General features: G+C 47.5%; 18 protein-coding genes and 1 tRNA gene. 12 read left to right on the forward strand and 7 right to left on the reverse strand.

From position 1 onward, the window contains the following. Positions 1–72: 72 nt before the first annotated feature. The 3 genes from HH682_RS14205 to HH682_RS14215 form a co-directional block, all read right to left on the reverse strand. Positions 73–441, reverse strand: a complete 369-nt coding sequence (locus HH682_RS14205) for a DUF6387 family protein (protein WP_214238178.1) — start codon at positions 439–441, stop codon at positions 73–75. Between the two features lie 138 nt (positions 442–579). Next, on the reverse strand, positions 580–1,830 hold the full coding sequence (locus HH682_RS14210) for a tyrosine-type recombinase/integrase (protein ID WP_214238179.1): 1,251 nt from the start codon (positions 1,828–1,830) through the stop codon (positions 580–582). 189 nt (positions 1,831–2,019) lie between these two features. Next, positions 2,020–2,105: transfer RNA gene (locus HH682_RS14215), tRNA-Leu, on the reverse strand. A 244-nt stretch (positions 2,106–2,349) separates the two neighbouring features. On the opposite strand from HH682_RS14215, the gene HH682_RS14220 reads away from it, so the two are divergent. The 4 genes from HH682_RS14220 to HH682_RS14235 all read left to right on the forward strand — a co-directional run bounded on the left by HH682_RS14220 (position 2,350) and on the right by HH682_RS14235 (position 6,610). Beyond that, positions 2,350–2,880: a YjjA family protein gene (locus HH682_RS14220; protein ID WP_214238180.1), complete on the forward strand. Its 531-nt coding sequence runs from the start codon at positions 2,350–2,352 to the stop codon at positions 2,878–2,880. 131 nt (positions 2,881–3,011) lie between these two features. Further along, on the forward strand, positions 3,012–3,689 hold the full coding sequence (locus HH682_RS14225; protein WP_214238181.1) for a MarC family NAAT transporter: 678 nt from the start codon (positions 3,012–3,014) through the stop codon (positions 3,687–3,689). Positions 3,690–3,775: 86 nt separating this feature from the next. Next, positions 3,776–5,278 carry a helicase HerA-like C-terminal domain-containing protein gene (locus tag HH682_RS14230; RefSeq protein ID WP_214238194.1) on the forward strand — a complete coding sequence of 501 codons (1,503 nt, stop codon included), beginning with the start codon at positions 3,776–3,778 and terminating at the stop codon, positions 5,276–5,278. A 57-nt stretch (positions 5,279–5,335) separates the two neighbouring features. After that, positions 5,336–6,610, forward strand: coding sequence for a DUF445 domain-containing protein (locus HH682_RS14235; RefSeq protein ID WP_214238182.1), 1,275 nt, complete (start codon positions 5,336–5,338; stop codon positions 6,608–6,610). A gap of 45 nt (positions 6,611–6,655) precedes the next feature. On the opposite strand, the gene lptG is transcribed toward HH682_RS14235, so the two are convergent. Further along, a complete protein-coding gene (gene lptG, locus HH682_RS14240; protein ID WP_214238183.1) occupies positions 6,656–7,732 on the reverse strand; it encodes an LPS export ABC transporter permease LptG in 1,077 nt (358 codons plus the stop codon). Beyond that, positions 7,732–8,832, reverse strand: coding sequence for an LPS export ABC transporter permease LptF (lptF, locus tag HH682_RS14245; protein ID WP_214238184.1), 1,101 nt, complete (start codon positions 8,830–8,832; stop codon positions 7,732–7,734). Before lptF ends, lptG begins: the two co-directional genes overlap by 1 nt. Positions 8,833–9,095: 263 nt before the next feature. Between lptF and pepA the strand changes: the two genes are divergently transcribed. The 7 genes from pepA (at position 9,096) to glnQ (ending at position 17,485) form a co-directional block, all read left to right on the forward strand. Beyond that, on the forward strand, positions 9,096–10,607 hold the full coding sequence (pepA, locus tag HH682_RS14250) for a leucyl aminopeptidase (protein ID WP_214238185.1): 1,512 nt from the start codon (positions 9,096–9,098) through the stop codon (positions 10,605–10,607). A 68-nt stretch (positions 10,608–10,675) separates the two neighbouring features. Continuing rightward, complete coding sequence (locus HH682_RS14255) at positions 10,676–11,125, forward strand: DNA polymerase III subunit chi (RefSeq protein ID WP_214238186.1); 450 nt, start codon at positions 10,676–10,678, stop codon at positions 11,123–11,125. 5 nt (positions 11,126–11,130) lie between these two features. Beyond that, a complete protein-coding gene (locus HH682_RS14260; RefSeq protein WP_214238187.1) occupies positions 11,131–13,986 on the forward strand; it encodes a valine--tRNA ligase in 2,856 nt (951 codons plus the stop codon). A 77-nt stretch (positions 13,987–14,063) separates the two neighbouring features. Next, positions 14,064–14,915, forward strand: a complete 852-nt coding sequence (locus HH682_RS14265) for a MurR/RpiR family transcriptional regulator (protein WP_214238188.1) — start codon at positions 14,064–14,066, stop codon at positions 14,913–14,915. A gap of 376 nt (positions 14,916–15,291) precedes the next feature. Beyond that, positions 15,292–16,044, forward strand: a complete 753-nt coding sequence (gene glnH / locus HH682_RS14270) for a glutamine ABC transporter substrate-binding protein GlnH (RefSeq protein WP_214238189.1) — start codon at positions 15,292–15,294, stop codon at positions 16,042–16,044. 56 nt (positions 16,045–16,100) lie between these two features. Then, entirely contained in the window at positions 16,101–16,757 is a 657-nt protein-coding gene (gene glnP / locus HH682_RS14275) for a glutamine ABC transporter permease GlnP (protein ID WP_214238190.1), read from the forward strand. A 2-nt stretch (positions 16,758–16,759) separates the two neighbouring features. Continuing rightward, complete coding sequence (gene glnQ / locus HH682_RS14280; protein ID WP_214238195.1) at positions 16,760–17,485, forward strand: glutamine ABC transporter ATP-binding protein GlnQ; 726 nt, start codon at positions 16,760–16,762, stop codon at positions 17,483–17,485. A gap of 42 nt (positions 17,486–17,527) precedes the next feature. Here glnQ and miaE read toward each other — a convergent pair whose 3' ends face one another. Next, on the reverse strand, positions 17,528–18,292 hold the full coding sequence (gene miaE / locus HH682_RS14285; RefSeq protein ID WP_214238191.1) for a tRNA isopentenyl-2-thiomethyl-A-37 hydroxylase MiaE: 765 nt from the start codon (positions 18,290–18,292) through the stop codon (positions 17,528–17,530). Between the two features lie 54 nt (positions 18,293–18,346). Next, positions 18,347–18,769 (reverse strand): ribonuclease E inhibitor RraB, encoded by a 423-nt coding sequence (gene rraB / locus HH682_RS14290; RefSeq protein ID WP_214238192.1) that lies wholly within the window; start codon positions 18,767–18,769, stop codon positions 18,347–18,349. A gap of 155 nt (positions 18,770–18,924) precedes the next feature. On the opposite strand from rraB, the gene argF reads away from it, so the two are divergent. After that, positions 18,925–19,935 (forward strand): ornithine carbamoyltransferase, encoded by a 1,011-nt coding sequence (gene argF / locus HH682_RS14295; protein ID WP_214238193.1) that lies wholly within the window; start codon positions 18,925–18,927, stop codon positions 19,933–19,935. Positions 19,936–20,129 lie beyond the last annotated feature (194 nt).

Here is a 20,129-nt window from a genome sequence, read left to right on the forward strand (position 1 = left end):
AGTCGGTGGAGTTGCATGATAAGGTCATCGGGTACTACCTCACGATAAAGCACTATCAATAAATTGGAGTCATTACCTAATTTCGTAATCATCTCCTCCCTTCCAGAAAAACATTCCACGTTTCATTGCCACAATACTCCACAGGGCTATTTCTTCTGTATTAGTCAATAGGAAATGTGGAGGATCGAGCAATTGATGCTCCATATTTAAATAACCTAGCCTTTCCTCTTCAATTAAGAAAGGATCACCGTTGAATATTTGCTGTTGGTAATTTAGAAATGCCTTTTGCTCAAAACCTTCTCGATTAGTCTTGAAGAACAGTGTTCTTGCCCAGAGTTCATGATACAAAAGCAACAACGACACTTCCTCAAATTTACGATAAGTATCAATGTTCAACCACGCTTTGATCTCTTTGGTATGCTCTGGCTTCCAGTTTTGCATTTTCCCTCCTGAAAATAGGCAAAATTCAGAAGCAATATATTAGCCAGAGCTTAAATAAGAAAGATACCCCAACAATCATCGAAACTTAGGAAGGTTGTTGAGGTATCAGCAATAGATACTTTTCAGCAGGTTTGGAATTTACTCTTTTTTGAAGTCAAAGGGAGAAACCGCTCGCGTCCTCAAAGCATCAAGATAATCTGCCCACCACTGAACCATCAGACGGCGTTCATCAAGATGTTCAGCTTTATGTATATAGGCGGCCCTGACAGAGTTTCTTTCTTGATGGCTCATCTGACGCTCAACCGCATCCTTAGACCAAAAACCGGCTTCAATTAATGCACTACAAGCCATCGCACGGAAACCGTGTCCACACACCTCGGTAGACGTGTCATATCCCATAGATCTTAAAGCCTTGTTCACCGTGTTTTCGCTCATCGGTTTTCCAGGGTTGTGATCACCGATAAAAATCAGATCATATCCACCGCTGATTTCTCTGATCGCTTCAAGGACTTCTAAGGCTTGACGGCTTAATGGGACAAGATGTGGTGTTCGCATTTTTGACCCACGGTGTGAGTGCTTCACTCCGGGTAATGGTTCACGTTCTGCTGGGATCGTCCACATAGCATTGTCTAAATCAATCTCTGACCATCTTGCAAACCTGAGTTCGCTAGAGCGAATGAAAATCAGCAATGTGAGCTTCACCGCTAGTTTGGTTAGTTTCCTGCCTTTAAAACTATCAATGCGTTGAAGGAGTTCAGAGAAGCGATCAAAAGGTAAAGCTGGTCTGTGGGTTCGTTTTGCTACTGCAATAGCCCCAGACATCTCCTGAGCTGGGTTGTAGTCAATTAAACCATTCTGGACCGCATATCGCATTATCGCGGTGGTTCGCTGTTGCAGGCGTGCTGCTACTTCCAGACGCCCTGAAGCCTCAACGACCTTGATCGGAACGAGTAGATCCTTTGTTTTAAGCTCAACAATTTTTCTCTTACCTATTGAGGAGAAAAGGTTGTCTTCAAGACTTTTAAGAACTCGTTCGCTGTGAGAAGGAGACCATCTCCGATTACATGCGGTATGCCATTCTCTCGCTATAGCTTCAAATGTAAATGCTTCACTTTGTTCAATCTTGTCGGATTTTTTCTTTTCTGAGGGATCGATACCAACAGATACCAACTTTTTGGCTTCATCTCTTTTTCTACGAGCTTCGCCAAGTGTGACCGTTGGATAAACACCTAATGCCAGAATCTTTTGCTTACCATCAAAGCGATACTGTAAACGCCAGTATTTTGAGCCATTGGGGTTGATTAGCAGGTGCATACCCTGACCATCAGTCAGTTTAAAGGGTTTATCTGAGGGTTTGGTTGTTCGAACTTTGATATCAGTGAGCGCCATCAGTTGATACCTCCATTGTTGGTATCAAAATCAATCGAACCGAAGATACCACCAGTTATACCATCATTTGTTGGTATATGTGGATAGATGTGAGTGGACGTCAAGAGACATATAACAGGGGGGAAACAGCGTAACTGCTGGATTTTAGAGACAAAAAAAGACGTCAATAGACGTCGATTTTGTACTATTTGGTGCCGAAGGCCGGACTTGAACCGGCACACCCAAAGGGCGGTTGATTTTGAATCAACTGCGTCTACCGATTTCGCCACTTCGGCACTGAAGGGGATGTGTAAACGTGGCCGATTATACCCACCTGACCAGCGCGCGCAAGTGAATTAACGCCGAGTGATGTTTGATTGCTGAAAAAAACGGCTAATTGTCTTTCATCTAGTCTTATTGCAGGGCGATTAGACAGATAATTCCGATAGGGCTAGGCTTAGGTTAGAAATTCTGAACTTAATTTGCTACAACATCCCTAATCATTATTGGACTTCCTATCGACTGCAATGAGGCAACATTATGCGTTCTCCATCTAAAACTCTTCTGGCACTAGGCTTTGCCGCCGCGACTTTCACCTCTTTTGCGCAAGCAGCCAGCTGGCAAGACAAGCTTAGCAGCACCGCTTCTGACTTAATGAATAACTCCGGTAATAGCCAAACCAGCACTACTGCCAACAGTGGCTTATCACTCGGCTCCATTACACAGCTGTTAGGCGGTGGAAATAGCGCTATCAGTGCAAACAGCATGTCGAATGTTACCGGTATTCTGCAGTATTGTGCGAAAAACAATATTGTCGATAACAATGTCAGCTCAGTGGCTGACCAGTTAAAAAGTAAATTGGGGTTAACCGATACCGCTACCCAATCGACGCAAGCAGCAGGGTCTGGGCAAGAAAATGGTTACTTACAAGGGTTGCAAGGGTTGCTAACAACCGCTAATAACCAAAAAATTGACCTGAAATCGCTGAGCAATACCCAAATGGGTAAAAAGCTAAAAACTAAAGCTTGCAGCGTAGTATTAGACCAGGGTAAAAAATACCTCGGTATGTAACAGTCCATTGGCGAGCATAACGCTCGCCATCTCCGAACAGGCCTTTTGTGCTAAATCTTGTTTTGCCTCATTGCAACCCCTCTTGGCTCTCTCTACCCTGACTGCTAAAGTCATTTCGTTAAGGGCATACCATGATGACGCTTCTCAATGCCATCGGTTGGGGATTGCTGATATTACTCCCTTTAGCCAATCCATTAACCGCGGTGGCGATGTTCCTCAGCCTCGCAGATGAAATGAATTTTCAGCAGCGTAATCGACAAGCCCTACAGGCTGCGATCTATATTTTTCTTATTATGCTGATCACTTGGTTTGCGGGCAGTGCGGTATTAAACACCTTTGGGATCTCGATTCCAGGCTTGCGTATTGCAGGGGGGATGATTGTCGCTTTTATTGGCTTTAGGATGCTATTCCCGGTGCAGCAGGTGCATGAAGGCCCTGAAGTCCAGCATAAACAAGATGAGCTTGATGCCACCACTCATCAACAACAGACGGTGAATATCGCTTTCGTTCCCATCGCCATGCCAGGTACGGCAGGCCCAGGGACCATTGCCGTCATTATCAGTACTGCGGCCTCGGTTAGATCAGGTATCGATTACCCGGCGTGGATCCTCACCGTTGCCCCAGTCATCTGCTTCTTACTGGTGGCGATCATGCTCTGGCTGGCGCTGCGCTGTTCCGGTTCGATCATGCGGTTAGTCGGTAAAGGGGGTATCGAAGCCTTATCTCGCTTAATGGGCTTTTTGCTCGTCTGTATGGGCATTCAATTTGTGATCAATGGCATTGTCGATGTCGCCACACATTTACATTGATTAGCCGGGGTTAAAGACCCTACTGATTGACACCTGCCTCGGGATCATTGCATGCTTAGGATTTGTCCATGGATGAGATCCTAATTATGACAGAACCGCTCCGTATTGCATGCACTAAAGAGCTATCTCTCGATTTACCACCTGCCCTCGCCAACCGCCACGGGTTAATTACTGGCGCGACGGGGACAGGCAAAACCGTTACCCTGCAAAAACTCGCTGAGTCCTTTTCATCAATTGGTGTTCCCGTCTTTATGGCTGATGTGAAAGGCGATCTAAGCGGGGTGGCAACAGGAGGCAAAGCTTCAGAAAAACTCACCAAACGGTTAGAGGCGATTGGGGTCACTGACTGGCAGCCCGTTACTAATCCGGCCGTTTTTTGGGATATCTTCGGTGAGAAAGGTCACCCCGTTCGTGCAACGGTGACCGACTTAGGTCCTTTACTGCTTGCTCGCTTGCTTAACCTTAACGAGATCCAAACCGGTGTCCTTAATATCATCTTTCGTATTGCCGATGAGCAAGGACTATTACTGCTCGATTTTAAAGATCTGCGTGCGTTAACACAGTACGTTGGGGATAACGCGAAATCGTTTACGACTGAATACGGCAATATCAATAGTGCGTCGGTCGGGGCCATCCAGCGAGGATTATTAAGTTTAGAGCAACAAGGCGCTGAATACTTTTTTGGCGAGCCTATGCTGGACATTAAAGATTGGATGCGGACCGACGATCAAGGCAAAGGCGTCATCAATATTCTTGCCTCAGAAAAGCTCTATCAAATGCCTAAACTCTACGCCACCAGCTTGTTGTGGATGCTCTCTGAACTCTACGAGCAGCTGCCTGAGGTGGGTGATGTCGAGAAGCCGAAACTCGTGTTCTTCTTCGATGAAGCACACCTACTCTTCAATGGTGCCCCAGACGTCCTGCTTGAGAAGATTGAGCAAGTGATGCGCCTGATCCGTTCAAAAGGCGTCGGGGTCTACTTTGTCAGCCAAAGCCCGTCCGATATTCCCGATAATATCTTAGGACAACTCGGTAATCGGGTGCAGCATGCCCTACGTGCCTTCACCCCTCGCGATCAGAAAGCCGTTAAAGCGGCGGCAAACACCATGCGGGCGAACCCTGAGTTTGATACTGAAGAAGCGATTCAATCCCTCGCGACAGGTGAAGCGCTTATTTCATTTCTTGATGAAAAAGGCAGTCCAAGCGTCGTGCAGCGCGCCATGGTGATTGCGCCGGGTTCACGTATGGGACCACTGACCAGTGATGAACGTAATGGCCTGATTAATCATTCGCCGCTGTACGGTAAATATGATGAGGCGGTCGATCGAGAATCAGCCTTCGAAATGCTCCAAAAAGGCGTTGCGAACAGTGATGCCCAGCAGTCGTCTAGTGCATCAGCGCCACGATCTGAAGCCAAAGAAGAAGGCGGTATCATGGATGAAGTGAAAAAAGTCCTGTTCGGTTACACCGGGCCGCGTGGCGGACGCCATGACGGTGTCGTTCAAGGGATGGCCAAAAGTGCAGGCCGACAAGTCGCGAACCAGATCCTTCGTGGAGTGTTAGGGAGTCTGTTCGGAGGTCGTAAGTAGGTTATTTTTCAGGTGGCAGCCGACCGGTTGCCACCGCTCATCGACTAAGCAGGTGCTATGCAAAAATCTCATGCACTCCGTCGTACTAAGCGAATCGCCCTATCCCTTCTGCTTTGTGCGACCGGACTCTTTATTCTCAATCTATTCCTGCCCCCCACATTGGGTTCGCAAGCCCTTAAGTCCGTCGCCGAGGCGGCCATGGTGGGTGGCTTGGCTGACTGGTTTGCGGTCAGTGCGCTGTTTCACCGGATCCCCATTCCCTTTATCAGTCGACATACCGCGATTATCCCGCGTAATAAACAGCGTATCGCCGATAATTTAGGGGCATTTGTCGAAGAACGTTTCTTAAACGCTGAAGCCCTTTCACGCTTGGTCAAGCAGCACGATCTCTCACAAAAGATGGCCGATTGGCTTTCATTACCCGCTAACCAGCAACGTTTTGCACAAGCCTTAAAAACAGTGCTGCGCGGATTATTGACCGCCAGTCATGACGACGCAATTAACCGGTTCATTCGCCAAGCGGTAAACCGCGCGATTGATCAGGTGGATTTTCGACACAGTGCCATCATTTTACTGGAGAGCTTAACCCGTGAAAATCGCCACCAAGCAGTGCTTGATACCGTAATACGGCAAGTGGTTAAACTGCTGGAAAAACCAAAGACCCGCCAATTTGTCGCCAGCCAAATCAGTGCCTGGTTTCAGCGGGAATATCCGACTATTTCGCGTGTGGTCTCAAGCGAGTGGCTAGGAGAAAAAGGGGCGGTGAAAGTGGCACATTTGACTGACCAAATTTTAGTAGAGGTCGCGCGCGATCCGGACCATCAGCTACGCCGTGCGTTTAATCGGGCCGTGAGACTCTTTATTCATAGTCTGCAACGTGATCCTAAGATGACTGAACGTATGATGCGCATGAAGAATTGGTTAAAAGAAGATGAGCAATTCGCCCTCTATATTGGCCAGATTTGGCAGGATCTTCGTGGCTGGTTAAACAACGATTTAGATCACGAGGATTCACGTATTGGTACACAATTGCAACGGGCCGCCGGATGGATGGGAGAGACGCTAAGTCAGGATCCGCAACTCCGTCACGCGTTTAATCAACACATTGAACAGACTGTCCGCACGGTCGGTCCAGAGAGCGCGCGTTTATTAACGCGTCATATCAGCGACACCATTAAGGGTTGGGATGATAAACTGTTGGTGGAACAGATCGAGATGAATATTGGTAAGGATCTACAGTTTATTCGTATCAACGGTACGGTGGTGGGAGGATTAATTGGATTAGTGCTTTTTGCTCTGTCGCAATTGCCTTGGTTGATTCGGCTACTTTAATCCCCGCAGTAAAAAAAGCCCCGTGATGACGGGGCTTCGTTTTCACTATTTTCGTTTGATCAATAACACCAAACTTAACGCGAGAAACACGGCACTCGGCACGATAGCACCAAATACTGGCGGTAAACCTTTCACTAAGCTTAACTGACCAAAGATTTTATCTAATACATAAAAGACAAAACCAAAGCTTATGCCCGTTACTACACGCTGCCCCATAGAGACACTGCGTAAAGGACCAAAAATAAAGGAGAGCGCCATCAGCATCATCACCGCAACCGATAAAGGTTGTACAATTTTGCTCCACATGTTCAGACGATAAATAGCTGATTTCTGCCCAGTTTGGTCGAGATATTGAATATAGTCATGCAACCCACGAATCGATAACGAATCGGGATCCAGCGCCACCACTTGTAATTTATCGGGGGTTAACGCGGTTTTCCAAATACTGCTCACTTCTTGACTACCGGTGATCTGCTCGGGATTAGAGAGATTCGATTCATCAATTTGCGATAAATTCCACTCTTTACGATGCTTATCCCACTGAGCGCTTGCCGCATAACGAACACTTTCAAGCCGGCGTTGATCGTTAAAATGGTAGACCGTCACGCCGTTTAAATGACGCTCATCTTGTAATTTTTGGATAAAAATAAAATCATTACCATCCTTCGCCCATAACCCCCCCTGCGCCGCAAGTAGTGAACTGCCATCAATCTGTTCTGAACGGTAGTTATGCGCCAGTTGGTCGCCGGCGGGTGCTAAGAACTCACCGACTGCCATGGATAAAAAGACTAACGGGATAGCGGTTTTCATCACCGATGCAGCAACTTGTAAGCGCGTGAAACCCGCGGCTTGCATCACCACGAGCTCACTGCGTTGAGCCAAATTCCCTAAGCCTAATAAGGCGCCGAGTAATGCCGCCATCGGGAAAAATAGCTCTAAGTCAGTGGGAACGCTTAGCAGAGTGAAGTAACCCGCATCCCATACGCTATAAGCGCCTTTACCGGTTTTTCTTAACTGCTCGACGAATTTAATAATGCCGGACAACGATACTAACAAAAACAGTGTCGTCATAATGGTATTAAAGATTGTTTTACCGATATAGCGGTCTAATACGCCAAACATTATGCGACTCCTTTGCGGCTAATCTTCGCGCGTAGCCGACGGATAGGTAAAGTATCCCATGCGTTTAAGACTATCGCTAAGCCTAAATAGAGAATATTCACACCCCACATCCATATCGCCGGGTCTAACCTTCCTTTACTGGCATTGGTTCTAAACGAGCTCTGTATCAGGAAGAAAATAAGGTAAAGGAAGATAGCCGGTAGCATCGACAGTACCCGACCTTGACGAGGGTTCACCTCGCTTAGCGGTACGACCATAAGCGCCATGGCCAAGACCGAGAATATTAAGGTTAAGCGCCAATGTAATTCAGCCCTAAACTGCGGCGTATTACTCTGCCACAGCGTGGTAAACGAGGCCTCATCGGCATCATTGGGGTCAAGCACTGACTCTTTGTAGCCCACGTAAGCACGGTACTGGGTAAAGTCGGTGATCCTGAAATCACGCAGCATGGCTGTGCCTTCGAAGCGAGTACCGTTATCGAGAGAGATCACTTGGCTACCATCTTTTTGCTGCACCATATGTCCACGATCCGCTACCACTATGGAGGGCCGCGTGTTATTCCGTGGATGAAGCTGTGCCAAGAAGACGTCGCTAAAGTGATTGCCGCGAGCGTTATCAATAAATAGAACAAAACTTCCGTCACTCGAAGGACGGAACTGACCGGCAGCCAGTGCAGCACTCCCTGGATTCGCTTGCGCATTTTGCATAATTTGATCTTGATAGCGCGCCGACCAAGGACCCGCCCAAATCACATTTATCGCTGCAACGGCGGAAGTCAATAGCATTAAGATCAATGCCGCTTTGACCAATACACTTTTTCCTAATCCGCAGGCGTGCATCACGGCAATTTCGCTGTCCGTATACAGTTTACCTAACGTCATTAAGATGGCGAGAAAGAGGCTTAACGGTAGGATGAGCTGTGCCATTTCTGGTACACCCAAGCCTAAAAGCGTTAGAATCAAGTCTGCAGGGGTGTCACCGTCGACGGCAGCCCCTAAAATACGTACTAACTTCTGACAAAAGAAGATTAGTAACAGGATAAAGAGAATCGCTAATTGACTCTTAAGCGTCTCACGAACCAAATATCTGATTATTATCACGCTAAATACGCCTGTGAAAACTTGTCTTTTTGCAGGAAAGTCGATAATTTCAACGCTTGTTTGCCGGTTTTCTTCATCAACACATTTTTGCTGTTACAGTGTATCATACACCATAAGCATCAGTGGTGAGGGCTTCTGCTTACTCACCCTTCAATATAAACGACAATAGCATAAAGTTGAGCACTGACGGTCATTATACACTTAAGCCGTTATGTATGTTAATTAACTGTCAAGGTCGTTGTCTTTAAGATTCAGGAGAATACATGGAGTTCAGTGTAAAAAGCGGTAGCCCAGAGAAACAACGCAGTGCCTGCATCGTCGTTGGGGTTTTCGAACCTCGTCGGTTATCCCCGATCGCGGAACAACTAGATAAAATCAGCGATGGATACATCAGCGCGCTACTACGTCGTGGCGAGCTTGAAGGTAAAGTAGGTCAAACGCTACTCCTCCATCACGTTCCTAATGTACTTTCCGAGCGTATCTTATTGATCGGTTGTGGCAAAGAACGTGAGCTCGACGAACGCCAGTACAAACAAATTATTCAAAAGACCATCAGTACCTTGAATGAAACGGGTTCGATGGAAGCGGTATGCTTTTTAACCGAATTGCATGTCAAAGGCCGGAATAATTATTGGAAGGTGCGTCAAGCCGTTGAGACTGCGAAAGAGTCACTTTACTCTTTTGACCAATTAAAAAGTAACCGTATTGAGCCACGCCGCCCGCTGCGTAAATTGGTCTTCAACGTACCGACTCGCCGTGAATTAACCAGTGGTGAGCGCGCTATCCAGCATGGTTTAGCCATTGCGGCGGGTGTACAAGCCGCGAAAGACCTTGGCAACATGCCACCGAATATCTGTAACCCGGCTTACCTTGCCTCACAAGCCCGTCAATTAGCCGATGCGAACAGCAGCCATATCTCCACCCGTGTGATTGGCGAGCAGCAGATGAAAGAGTTGGGCATGAATGCCTATCTCGCGGTGGGTGCTGGATCGCACTTTGAATCCTTAATGTCGGTCATTGAGTATAAAGGCCACCCAGATGCTGACAGCCGCCCGATAGTGTTAGTCGGTAAAGGGTTAACCTTCGACTCCGGCGGTATTTCAATTAAGCCAGGCGAAGCCATGGATGAAATGAAATACGATATGTGTGGTGCGGCCACCGTTTATGGCGTGATGCGTATGGTGGCTGAGCTGAAGCTACCTCTGAATGTGGTGGGGATCCTAGCGGGTTGTGAAAATATGCCTGACGGACGCTCACTGCGCCCAGGGGATATTCTAACGACCATGTCGGGTCAAACCGTCGAAGTCTTAAATACCGATGCCGAAGGCCGCCTTGTCCTCTGCGATGTCCTGACCTATGTTGAACGCTTCGATCCTGAACTGGTCATCGATGTGGCGACCTTAACGGGGGCTTGTGTTGTGGCACTGGGCCATCATATCAGTGGTTTACTCTCTAACCATAACCCACTGGCTCATGAATTAGTGAGTGCATCCGAACAAGCGGGCGATCGTGCATGGCGTTTACCGCTGGCCGATGAGTACCAAGAACAGCTTGAGTCTAATTTTGCCGATATCGCCAACATCGGTGGACGGGCTGGCGGCGCAATCACCGCGGGCTGTTACCTATCGCGCTTTACGCGTAAGTATAATTGGGCGCATCTGGATATCGCGGGTACGGCATGGCGTTCAGGTAAGGCGAAAGGCGCCACCGGTCGACCGGTTCCTCTCCTTTCTCAGTTCTTACTGAATCGCGCAGGCTTGACCCCAGAAGAGTAATCCGTACCGACTAAAGTAAGGAGCCCTAACCGGGTTCCTTCTCTCATTCTTATGGTTAACAGGCTAATATGAAAAATGCGACGTTTTACCTGCTTCCTGCAGACTCTGCTGATCAGTCGCTTAGTGCAGCTGAAATAGCGGCCTGCGATCTCGCCGCGCAATTTTGGCGTGAAGGTAAACGAATCCTCATCGCCTGTATTGATGAAGCGCAAGCCTTACGTGTGGATGAAGCGCTCTGGCAACGTCCTGCAGAAGCGTTCGTTCCGCATAATTTAGCGGGTGAAGGACCTCGTCAGGGAGCACCGGTTGAGCTGGCTTGGCCACAGAAACGGGGAAGCAGCGCCCGCGACTTACTAATTAGTTTACTCCCCCACTTCGCAGACTTTGCCACCGGATTCTATGAAGTGGTAGACTTCGTCCCTGAAGATAACACCCTAAAACAACTGGCCCGTGATCGTTATAAAGCGTATCGCAGTGCTGGATTTCAATTGAATACTGTAACGGCAGCATCGGCATAATTCCTATGGAAAAAACATATAACCCGCAAGAGATCGAACAGCCGCTTTATGAGCACTGGGAAAAGCAAGGCTACTTCAAACCGCATGGCGACCTCAGTAAAGAGAGCTATTGCATCATGATCCCACCGCCGAATGTCACCGGCAGCTTACATATGGGGCATGCTTTCCAACAAACCATCATGGATACCCTAGTGCGCTACCAGCGTATGCAAGGTAAAAATACCTTATGGCAAGCAGGTACCGACCATGCTGGTATCGCAACCCAGATGGTCGTTGAGCGCAAGATCGCTGCAGAAGAAGGCAAAACCCGCCAAGATTATGGCCGTGATGCGTTCATTGATAAAATTTGGCAGTGGAAAGCGGAATCAGGGGGCAACATTACCAATCAGATGCGCCGTCTCGGTAACTCTGTCGATTGGGAACGTGAACGCTTCACCATGGATGATGGGCTTTCCAATGCAGTAAAAGAAGTCTTTGTTCGCCTGTACAACGAGAACCTGATTTACCGTGGTAAGCGCCTAGTCAACTGGGATCCTAAACTCCGTACAGCGATTTCTGACCTAGAGGTCGAAAACCGTGAATCGAAAGGTTCAATGTGGCATATCCGCTATCCGCTTGCCGATGGGGTAAAAACCGCGGATGGAAAAGACTATATTGTCGTCGCGACTACCCGTCCAGAAACCTTACTGGGTGATACGGGCGTTGCCGTTAACCCTGAAGATCCCCGTTATGCTGACTTGATCGGTAAAGAACTGGTTCTGCCATTGATAAACCGTCGCATCCCTATTCTCGGTGATGAGCATGCGGACATGACCAAAGGGACGGGTTGCGTGAAGATCACGCCTGCGCATGACTTTAATGACTATGAAGTGGGGCGTCGCCATAAGCTACCAATGATCAATATCTTGACCTTTGATGGCGATATTCGCCAACAGGCACAAGTATTTGATACTAATGGCGAAGAGTCTGATGCCTACTCGAGCGATATTCCTGCAGCCTTCGCTGGACTGGAGCGTTTCGCTGCACGGAAAGCCATCGTCGCGGCGGTTGAAGAGTTAGGGTTATTGGAAGAGATTAAGCCTCACGACTTAACGGTCCCTTATGGAGACCGCGGTGGCGTCGTCATTGAACCTATGCTGACTGACCAATGGTATGTCCGTACGGCACCCCTGGCAAAAGTCGCGGTTGAAGCGGTTGAAAATGGCGATATCCAATTTGTCCCAAAACAGTACGAAAATATGTACTACTCGTGGATGCGTGATATTCAAGACTGGTGTATCTCACGCCAGCTTTGGTGGGGGCATCGTATCCCAGCGTGGTACGACGAAAGTGGACATGTCTACGTAGGTCGTAACGAAGAAGAAGTTCGTCGCGAACATAACCTTGCCGACAACATCGTTCTGACCCAAGATGAAGACGTTCTCGATACTTGGTTCTCCTCAGGGCTGTGGACCTTCTCTACGTTAGGCTGGCCGGAAAACACCGACGCGCTGCGCACTTTCCACCCGACCAACGTTATCGTCAGTGGCTTCGACATTATTTTCTTCTGGATTGCTCGCATGATCATGCTGACCATGCACTTCATGAAAGATGAGCAAGGTAAGCCGCAAGTTCCGTTTAAAACCGTCTACATGACTGGCCTAATTCGTGATGAAGAAGGTCAAAAAATGTCTAAATCTAAAGGGAATGTTATCGATCCTTTAGATATGGTGGACGGTATTTCGTTGGAAGCGCTGCTTGAGAAACGTACCGGAAACATGATGCAGCCACAATTGGCTGAGAAAATCCGTAAACGTACTGAGAAGCAATTTCCGAACGGTATTGAGCCTTCAGGAACGGATGCCCTGCGCTTTACCTTAGCGGCGTTAGCCTCGACTGGGCGTGATATCAACTGGGATATGAAACGACTGGAAGGTTACCGTAACTTCTGTAATAAGTTATGGAATGCCAGCCGCTTTGTTCTGATGAATACCGAAGAGCAAGATTGTGGTTTCCAAGGTGGGGAACAAGTGCTTTCCCTTGCTGACCGTTGGATCCGTAGTGAGTTTAACCGTACGGTCAAAGCCTATCGCGAAGCGTTAGACACCTACCGTTTCGATATCGCCGCTAACTTGCTGTACGATTTCACCTGGAACCAATTCTGTGACTGGTATTTAGAGTTAACAAAACCGGTGATGAATAGCGGAACTGAAGCTGAGCTCCGAGGTACACGTAATACATTGGTGACCGTGCTCGAAGCCTTGTTACGCCTAGCACACCCGATCATTCCATTTATCACGGAAACCATCTGGCAGCGCGTCAAAGTGCTGAAAGGGATTACCGATGATACGCTGATGCTGCAAGCCTTCCCTGAATGGTCCGCTGAGAAAGAAGATGCTCAAGCGCAGAGCGATATCGAGTGGATTAAACAAGCGATCATTGCCGTACGTAACATCCGCGCTGAAATGAATATCTCGCCAAGTAAGCCGCTGGAGTTATTACTGCGTGGTGCAACGTCAGAAGTTGAACGTCGTGTGTCGGCGAACCTTAACTTCTTGAAGCGTTTAGCGAAGCTAGAGAGTATCACCCTGCTCAACGTTGAAGATAAAGCACCTGTTTCGGTCAATAAACTGGTTGAGGGTGCGGAGCTCTTAATCCCGATGGCTGGCTTGATCAATAAAGACGTTGAATTAGAGCGTCTGGCGAAAGAACTGGGTAAAGTCGACGTCGAGATCGAAAAAATCGCGACTAAGCTTGGAAATGAAGGATTTGTTGCGCGAGCGCCTGAAGCCGTTGTGGCCAAAGAGCGTGAGCGTTTAGCCGATTTAGAGCACTCTAAAGCGAAAATTATCGAGCAACAGGGCGTGATTGCAGCACTCTAATCGATAAATGACTCGTAAATAGCCGGGCATCGTCCCGGCTTTTCTTTGCTCGACCGCGATTCTACTGAGGCTTATGTATGGACCTTCGCAAACTCATCATTGATCACTATCCTGCCCTCACTCCTGAACTCCAGCGAGCAGCAGCTTTCGTCTTGGAAAATATCAATGATGTCGCATTGATCTCGATGCGGACGATTGCGCATAATGCCGATCTCAAACCCGCTACCCTGTCGCGATTAGCAAAAAAACTCGGCTACGAAGGCTGGGAAGCATTAAAAGCAGAATTTATCTATTCGTTAAAGCTAACGCGTAGCAGTTATGCTAGCCGAGCGGTGCGCTTACAGCAGAATTTACAACAAGAGTCGGCGTATGATGCCGTGTTCTCGACCCTTGGTAACTCGTTAGAAGATACACAAGCGTTGAATCAAGACGCTTTGCAGCGCGCTGTCGCATTACTGGACGATGCTCAGCAAGTCTATGTCTGCGGTTTTCGCGCCAGTTTCTCGATTGCTTGGTCAATCTATTATGTTTATCGGCTCTTTCAGCAGCGGGTAACCTTGATCGATAACCTTGCAAATAGTCAGCAAATCTTTACGCGTGAATTAACCGATCAGGACAGTGTGTTACTGGTCAGTTTTTCTCCTTATTCACGAGAAACGCTACAGATCCTAGAGACTGCCCAACAGGTGGGCGCCAAAATTGTTGCCATCACAGACTCTCCCTCCTCACCTCTGGCACAAGTCGCTGACTGTACGCTGCTCTTTTCGATCGACAGTGCTTCCTTCTTCCCCTCTGTGGTGTCAGGTATGGCAATCGCTGAGGCCTTATTGGCAAGCTTAGTCGCCAAACACGGTGAACCTGCAGTGCAGAGTATTGAGAAGTCAGAAAAATATTTATTCGATTCCGGCAGTTATATTGCGAACCGCTGAAATAAGGTTTTGAGAGTGGGTGGTTATCGCGCTTGAATCTTTGTGAAGTAAGGCGTCACTACTGTTAACACGACAGCTTGCCCTAAAAGGAGGAGAAGGAGTATCGACATGCATCATTTTGGAATGATCAGTCACCGCCCCCAATGACAAAGGTGAAAAAAACATCATCCCTCAACTTTTCTCAGCCTATTTTTGTCTTAATTCAACCTAAAGCCTCAATAAATACCCCTCTAGCCTCCAAATCCATGCATAACGCCTATTACTCCATTTTTAATGGTTTATTTCGGAGAGCCGATGCGCTCAATTTTTACTTTGGCATAGCTTTTGCTTATTAGAAGTATGCAAGCTCTCGTTAACACCCTTAAAGGAAATAGACATGTTTACGACCATCAAGAAAATAAGTGTAGGTTTAACATTACTCTCGACGTTATTCAGTGCCAGCGTGTTAGCGAAGGAGACGATTAATGTCGGCGTCGATACCGCTTTTGTTCCCTTTGAATTTAAACAAGCAGACAAATATGTAGGCTTTGATGTCGACCTGTGGGACGCGATTGCCAAAAAAATGGGCGTAGATTACCGTTTACAACCTATGGATTTCTCTGGACTGATTCCGGGTCTACAGTCTCGTAATTTGGATGTTGCGATGGCAGGGATCACTATTACCCCAGTGCGTGCTCAAGCCGTCGATTTTAGTGCGCCCTATTATGATGCTGACTTACTGATGGCGGTTAAAAGCAGTGCAACGGGTATCACTAAATTTAGTGATTTAGCCGGTAAAAAAGTGGGACTGAAACAGGGAACCTCTGGGGCAACCTATATGAAAGCCCATGTTAAGGCCGATTATGTTGAGTTCCCAAATATTGATAATGCTTATCTTGATTTACAAGCAGGAAATATCGATGCGGTGGTTCATGATTCCCCTAACGTAATGTATTACATCAAGGTATCAGGAAATGGCAACATCAAAGCCACCGGCCAGGATGATAGCGTCTTACCTCAACAATATGGTTTCGCCTTACAGAAAAATAGCCCTTATACCGCGCAAGTGAATAAAGCGCTCGCCGCACTTAAAGCGGATGGTACTTACGCGAAAATTTATAAAAAGTGGTTTGATAAAGCGCCTAAGTAGTATTGTTGGCCAGCGATCCTGGCCAACCTTTTTGATATTGTTGACGGACACCGCTTATGAATTTTGATGTTACTTATGTGTGGCAAGCTATCCCCATTCTATTACAGGGACTTAAACTTACCCTTTTTATCTCTTTAGTCGGTCTATGTGGTGGCTTTATCATCGGCCTTATTGCAGGTATTGCGCGCGCTTTAGGCGGCCGTATCAGTAAAACCCTTTCACTGATTTTCGTCGAATTGATCCGTGGCACCCCAATCATGGTGCAAGTCATGTTTATCTATTTCGCACTGCCGCTGCTGCTACCAATCAGAATTGAACCCATCACCGCAGCGGTCGTTACCATTATGATTAACTCTGGTGCGTATATCGCTGAAATTACTCGTGGCGCAATCCTTTCCATCAATAAAGGCTTTAAAGAAGCAGGCTTAGCCATGGGCCTTTCCTCCCGGACAACACTGTGGCACATCATCATGCCCTTAGCTCTGCGCAGGATGATCCCGGCCTTAGGCAACCAATGGATTATCAGTATCAAAGATACTTCGTTATTTATTGTTATTGGCGTCGCAGAACTCACCCGAGAAGGGCAAGAAATTATTGCCGGTAACTTTCGCGCCTTAGAAGTGTGGACAGCCGTCGCCGCACTCTATTTGGTGGTGACACTCTGTTTAAGTTTCTTACTGAAAGTTCTAGAGAAAAGGATGCATATCTTATGAATATGGTGGAATTTCAAAACGTCTCTAAGCAATTCGGTAAAACTGAAGTCTTGCATGATATCTCTCTACAAATAGAAAGTGGAGAAGTTGTCGTCATTATCGGTCCTTCCGGATCCGGTAAATCGACGCTACTACGCTGTATCAATAAACTGGAAGAGATTAGCTCCGGCACCCTGATCGTCGCCGGAATGCATATGACTGACCCACACCTTAATGAGTGTGATATTCGCCGCGAAGCAGGGATGGTTTTTCAGCAATTTCATCTATTCCCTCACCTTACCGCGTTAGAGAATGTCATGTTTGGTCCTTTACGTGTTCGCCACAGCAGTAAAAGCGAAGCAAAACGCCTAGCGCTTGAATTGCTTGAACGGGTGGGATTGAGCAGTCGCGCGCATCACTACCCTGCTGAGCTTTCAGGGGGACAACAACAACGTGTTGCCATTGCTCGAGCCTTAGCGATAAAACCCAAAATGATGCTGTTTGATGAACCGACTTCTGCGCTCGATCCAGAACTGAGGCATGAGGTCTTACAAGTGATGCAGTCTCTCGCCGAAGAAGGGATGACTATGGTCATAGTGACACACGAGATTGGTTTTGCCCGCGATGTGGCCTCTCGCTTAATTTTTATTGATGGTGGCACCATTGCAGAAGATGGCTTACCGCAACAACTGCTAAACGAAGGACAAGGTTGTGAGCGACTGCAGACGTTTTTGAAACATGTCTCTTAATCTTGATCGCCACGATGCCAACCCATCGTGGCGATCTCTTCACTACAGGTAGATAGGGCATCCACTGTGAAAACGTAATTCAGGGTCTGGGGACGTAATCAATATAGCCTCGGCTCGACCTATCGCTTGCACCCGTGCTGAGATATCGAAATCGGCGATCTGCTGGGCTAAGTGCAGATAGTCTTGATAATGGCGTGCTTCAGAGCGGAGTAGCGAGGTATAAAACTTTTCTAACTCCGGGTCTAAATAAGGAGCCAACGCTGCAAAGCGTTCGCATGACCGCGCTTCAATGTAGGCACCACAAATGAGTTTATCCACCAGCGTCATCGGCTCGTGAGTGGTCACCTCACGCATTAGCGATTTTGCATAGCGACTGGCGGTCATCTTTTGGTAGGCGATCCCCCGCTGCTGCATAATTTCCCATACTTGGTAAAAGTGATGTAGCTCTTCTTTGATCAATAACATCATCTTTTCCACCAGCTCCCCTGCCCACGCGTAGTCAGTGGCGGTGGTGACCGGGCGACTCAGCCCCTTGTGCGCACGGATAAAATCAGGATCGGGCATCTCACGGTAAACGAACGCTTCATAGGGTTTGAGCCAATCGAGAATCGCTTCGCCACTGGGTTTATCCGCCACATATTTGCGGATGAGCCATGTTGCAGTGAGAGCCGCTTTGAGTTCACAGACGAGATGATCCGTTAAGAGCAGCGGTAAATTTTCCGGTTTACGCGCTTCAATGATCCAAGCTTCTGGGGTCTGACAGTAGAGGAAATGTTGAATCGGTTGCAGTAAGGTTTGGGTATTCATAGCATCTTGTTAGCCGAGAAAAACACAGCAGACCCTGCTGCTGTGTTCAAGTCATTAATGGCGAACACCATTATCGTCTTCGTCGATAGCGTCGTGTTCACCATCTTCTTCGTCTTGCGCATCAGGATCTTCGAAGTAAGTGCCCCAACCGTCGTAATCAACATTATGCTTACCGGCAATCGAGACAAGCTGTACAACTTGCGCATCGATCAATTCAGGGTTTAACGCTGATTCGCTGATAATATCCACACACATGACTGTGGTGCCATCTTCAAGTTCTAACTCTTCAGGCTCGGTCACTTCGTAACCCGCTTTAAATGCGTCGACTGCGGCTTTCTCAAGTGCGTCAAAGCTATCACATGAAAAGTGATGTTCAATGGTATAAAGCGCATCTGGATCGCTGCCGTCTTCCAGTAACTCTTCGATAATCGCTAACGTTTCTTCACGTTGCTCTGCTAATAATTCTTCACTGGACATACAAAACCTCTTTCGCTACACGCTGGAATAATCATGCTATTTTCCCACACACCGCGCTTTGGCACTACTCCCTAAACCGATAATCATCGAAATAAGTTGAAAGTGAATTCTTAGTCATATAAATTGAATATCAATTCAATATTAGGGAGTTCGTCATGTCTTCACTGTACCAGCGGTCGATTCTACGATTGCTCGATTGTTCCCAGCAAGAGTTAGCGCAACTTCTGATACTTGCCGCAGACTTAAAACGCGCAAAAAAGCAGGGAACCGAGCAACGCTATCTAGACGGTAAAAATATCGCGCTGATCTTTGAGAAAGACTCGACGCGTACCCGCTGCTCTTTTGAAGTCGCCGCTTACGATCAAGGTGCCCGGGTCACCTATCTTGGTGCAAGTGGCAGCCAGATTGGCCATAAAGAATCGATTAAAGATTCGGCACGAGTGCTGGGAAGAATGTATGACGGTATCCAGTATCGTGGATATGGACAATCTATTGTTGAAACTCTCGCTGACTATGCACAAGTCCCTGTTTGGAATGGCCTAACCACCGAGTTTCATCCCACTCAATTACTGGCCGATTTACTCACGATGCAAGAACATTTACCGGATACGCCATGGAATAAGATAAAACTGGCCTATCTCGGTGATGCACAAAACAATATGGGTAATACCTTATTGGAAGCCGCTGCACTAACGGGTTTACAGTTAGTAATGGTCGCACCTAAAGCCTGTTGGCCAGAAGCAGATTTAGTGGCAGAGTGTCAAACCTTGGCCTCACAACATGGCGGCTCAATTACCTTGACGGAAAATGTGGAAGAAGGTGTAAACGGCGCTGATTTCCTTTATACCGACGTTTGGGTCTCCATGGGAGAACCGAAAGCAGTCTGGGAAGAACGTATTGCACTATTGCGCGATTATCAAGTGAATCAGCAGGTGATTACCGCAACGGGCAATCCTCAGGTTAAGTTCCTACACTGCTTACCCGCATTCCACGATACCGAAACAGTGGTAGGTAAACAAATTGCCGAACAATACGATTTACCTCAAGGCATCGAGGTCACTGATGAGGTGTTCGAATCGGCACACAGTATTGTGTTTGATCAAGCCGAAAACCGGATGCACAGCATCAAAGCATTGATGGTAGCAACCTTAAGCGATCAGCACTAAACTCTGACGCCGAGTAAGAATGGCCTCATTTTAAGAGGCTATTCTTCTCCCTCACGATTAATAGCCGATTCCCCTCCCCCCTCTTTAATTTCGCTGTACACGCTGCGCAGAAATCCGGGTAATGACTCCAATTTATTGATAGTGCTTTATCGTGAGGTAGTACCCGATGACCTTATCATGCAACTCCACCGACT

This window comes from Rosenbergiella gaditana (genome assembly GCF_018494065.1).
Classification (GTDB): Bacteria; Pseudomonadota; Gammaproteobacteria; order Enterobacterales; family Enterobacteriaceae; genus Rosenbergiella; species Rosenbergiella gaditana.

Coding starts and splice junctions, on each gene's coding strand:
- HH682_RS14260 (WP_214238187.1), top strand. CDS start 11,131: ATGGAAAAAACATATAACCCGCAAGAGATCGAACAGCCGCTTTATGAG.
- HH682_RS14265 (WP_214238188.1), top strand. CDS start 14,064: ATGGACCTTCGCAAACTCATCATTGATCACTATCCTGCCCTCACTCCT.
- glnH (WP_214238189.1), top strand. CDS start 15,292: ATGTTTACGACCATCAAGAAAATAAGTGTAGGTTTAACATTACTCTCG.
- HH682_RS14235 (WP_214238182.1), top strand. CDS start 5,336: ATGCAAAAATCTCATGCACTCCGTCGTACTAAGCGAATCGCCCTATCC.
- glnQ (WP_214238195.1), top strand. CDS start 16,760: ATGGTGGAATTTCAAAACGTCTCTAAGCAATTCGGTAAAACTGAAGTC.
- HH682_RS14230 (WP_214238194.1), top strand. CDS start 3,776: ATGACAGAACCGCTCCGTATTGCATGCACTAAAGAGCTATCTCTCGAT.
- rraB (WP_214238192.1), bottom strand. CDS start 18,769: ATGTCCAGTGAAGAATTATTAGCAGAGCAACGTGAAGAAACGTTAGCG.
- HH682_RS14210 (WP_214238179.1), bottom strand. CDS start 1,830: ATGGCGCTCACTGATATCAAAGTTCGAACAACCAAACCCTCAGATAAA.
- glnP (WP_214238190.1), top strand. CDS start 16,101: ATGAATTTTGATGTTACTTATGTGTGGCAAGCTATCCCCATTCTATTA.
- lptG (WP_214238183.1), bottom strand. CDS start 7,732: ATGTTTGGCGTATTAGACCGCTATATCGGTAAAACAATCTTTAATACC.
- argF (WP_214238193.1), top strand. CDS start 18,925: ATGTCTTCACTGTACCAGCGGTCGATTCTACGATTGCTCGATTGTTCC.
- HH682_RS14220 (WP_214238180.1), top strand. CDS start 2,350: ATGCGTTCTCCATCTAAAACTCTTCTGGCACTAGGCTTTGCCGCCGCG.
- pepA (WP_214238185.1), top strand. CDS start 9,096: ATGGAGTTCAGTGTAAAAAGCGGTAGCCCAGAGAAACAACGCAGTGCC.
- HH682_RS14225 (WP_214238181.1), top strand. CDS start 3,012: ATGATGACGCTTCTCAATGCCATCGGTTGGGGATTGCTGATATTACTC.
- HH682_RS14255 (WP_214238186.1), top strand. CDS start 10,676: ATGAAAAATGCGACGTTTTACCTGCTTCCTGCAGACTCTGCTGATCAG.
- miaE (WP_214238191.1), bottom strand. CDS start 18,292: ATGAATACCCAAACCTTACTGCAACCGATTCAACATTTCCTCTACTGT.
- HH682_RS14205 (WP_214238178.1), bottom strand. CDS start 441: ATGCAAAACTGGAAGCCAGAGCATACCAAAGAGATCAAAGCGTGGTTG.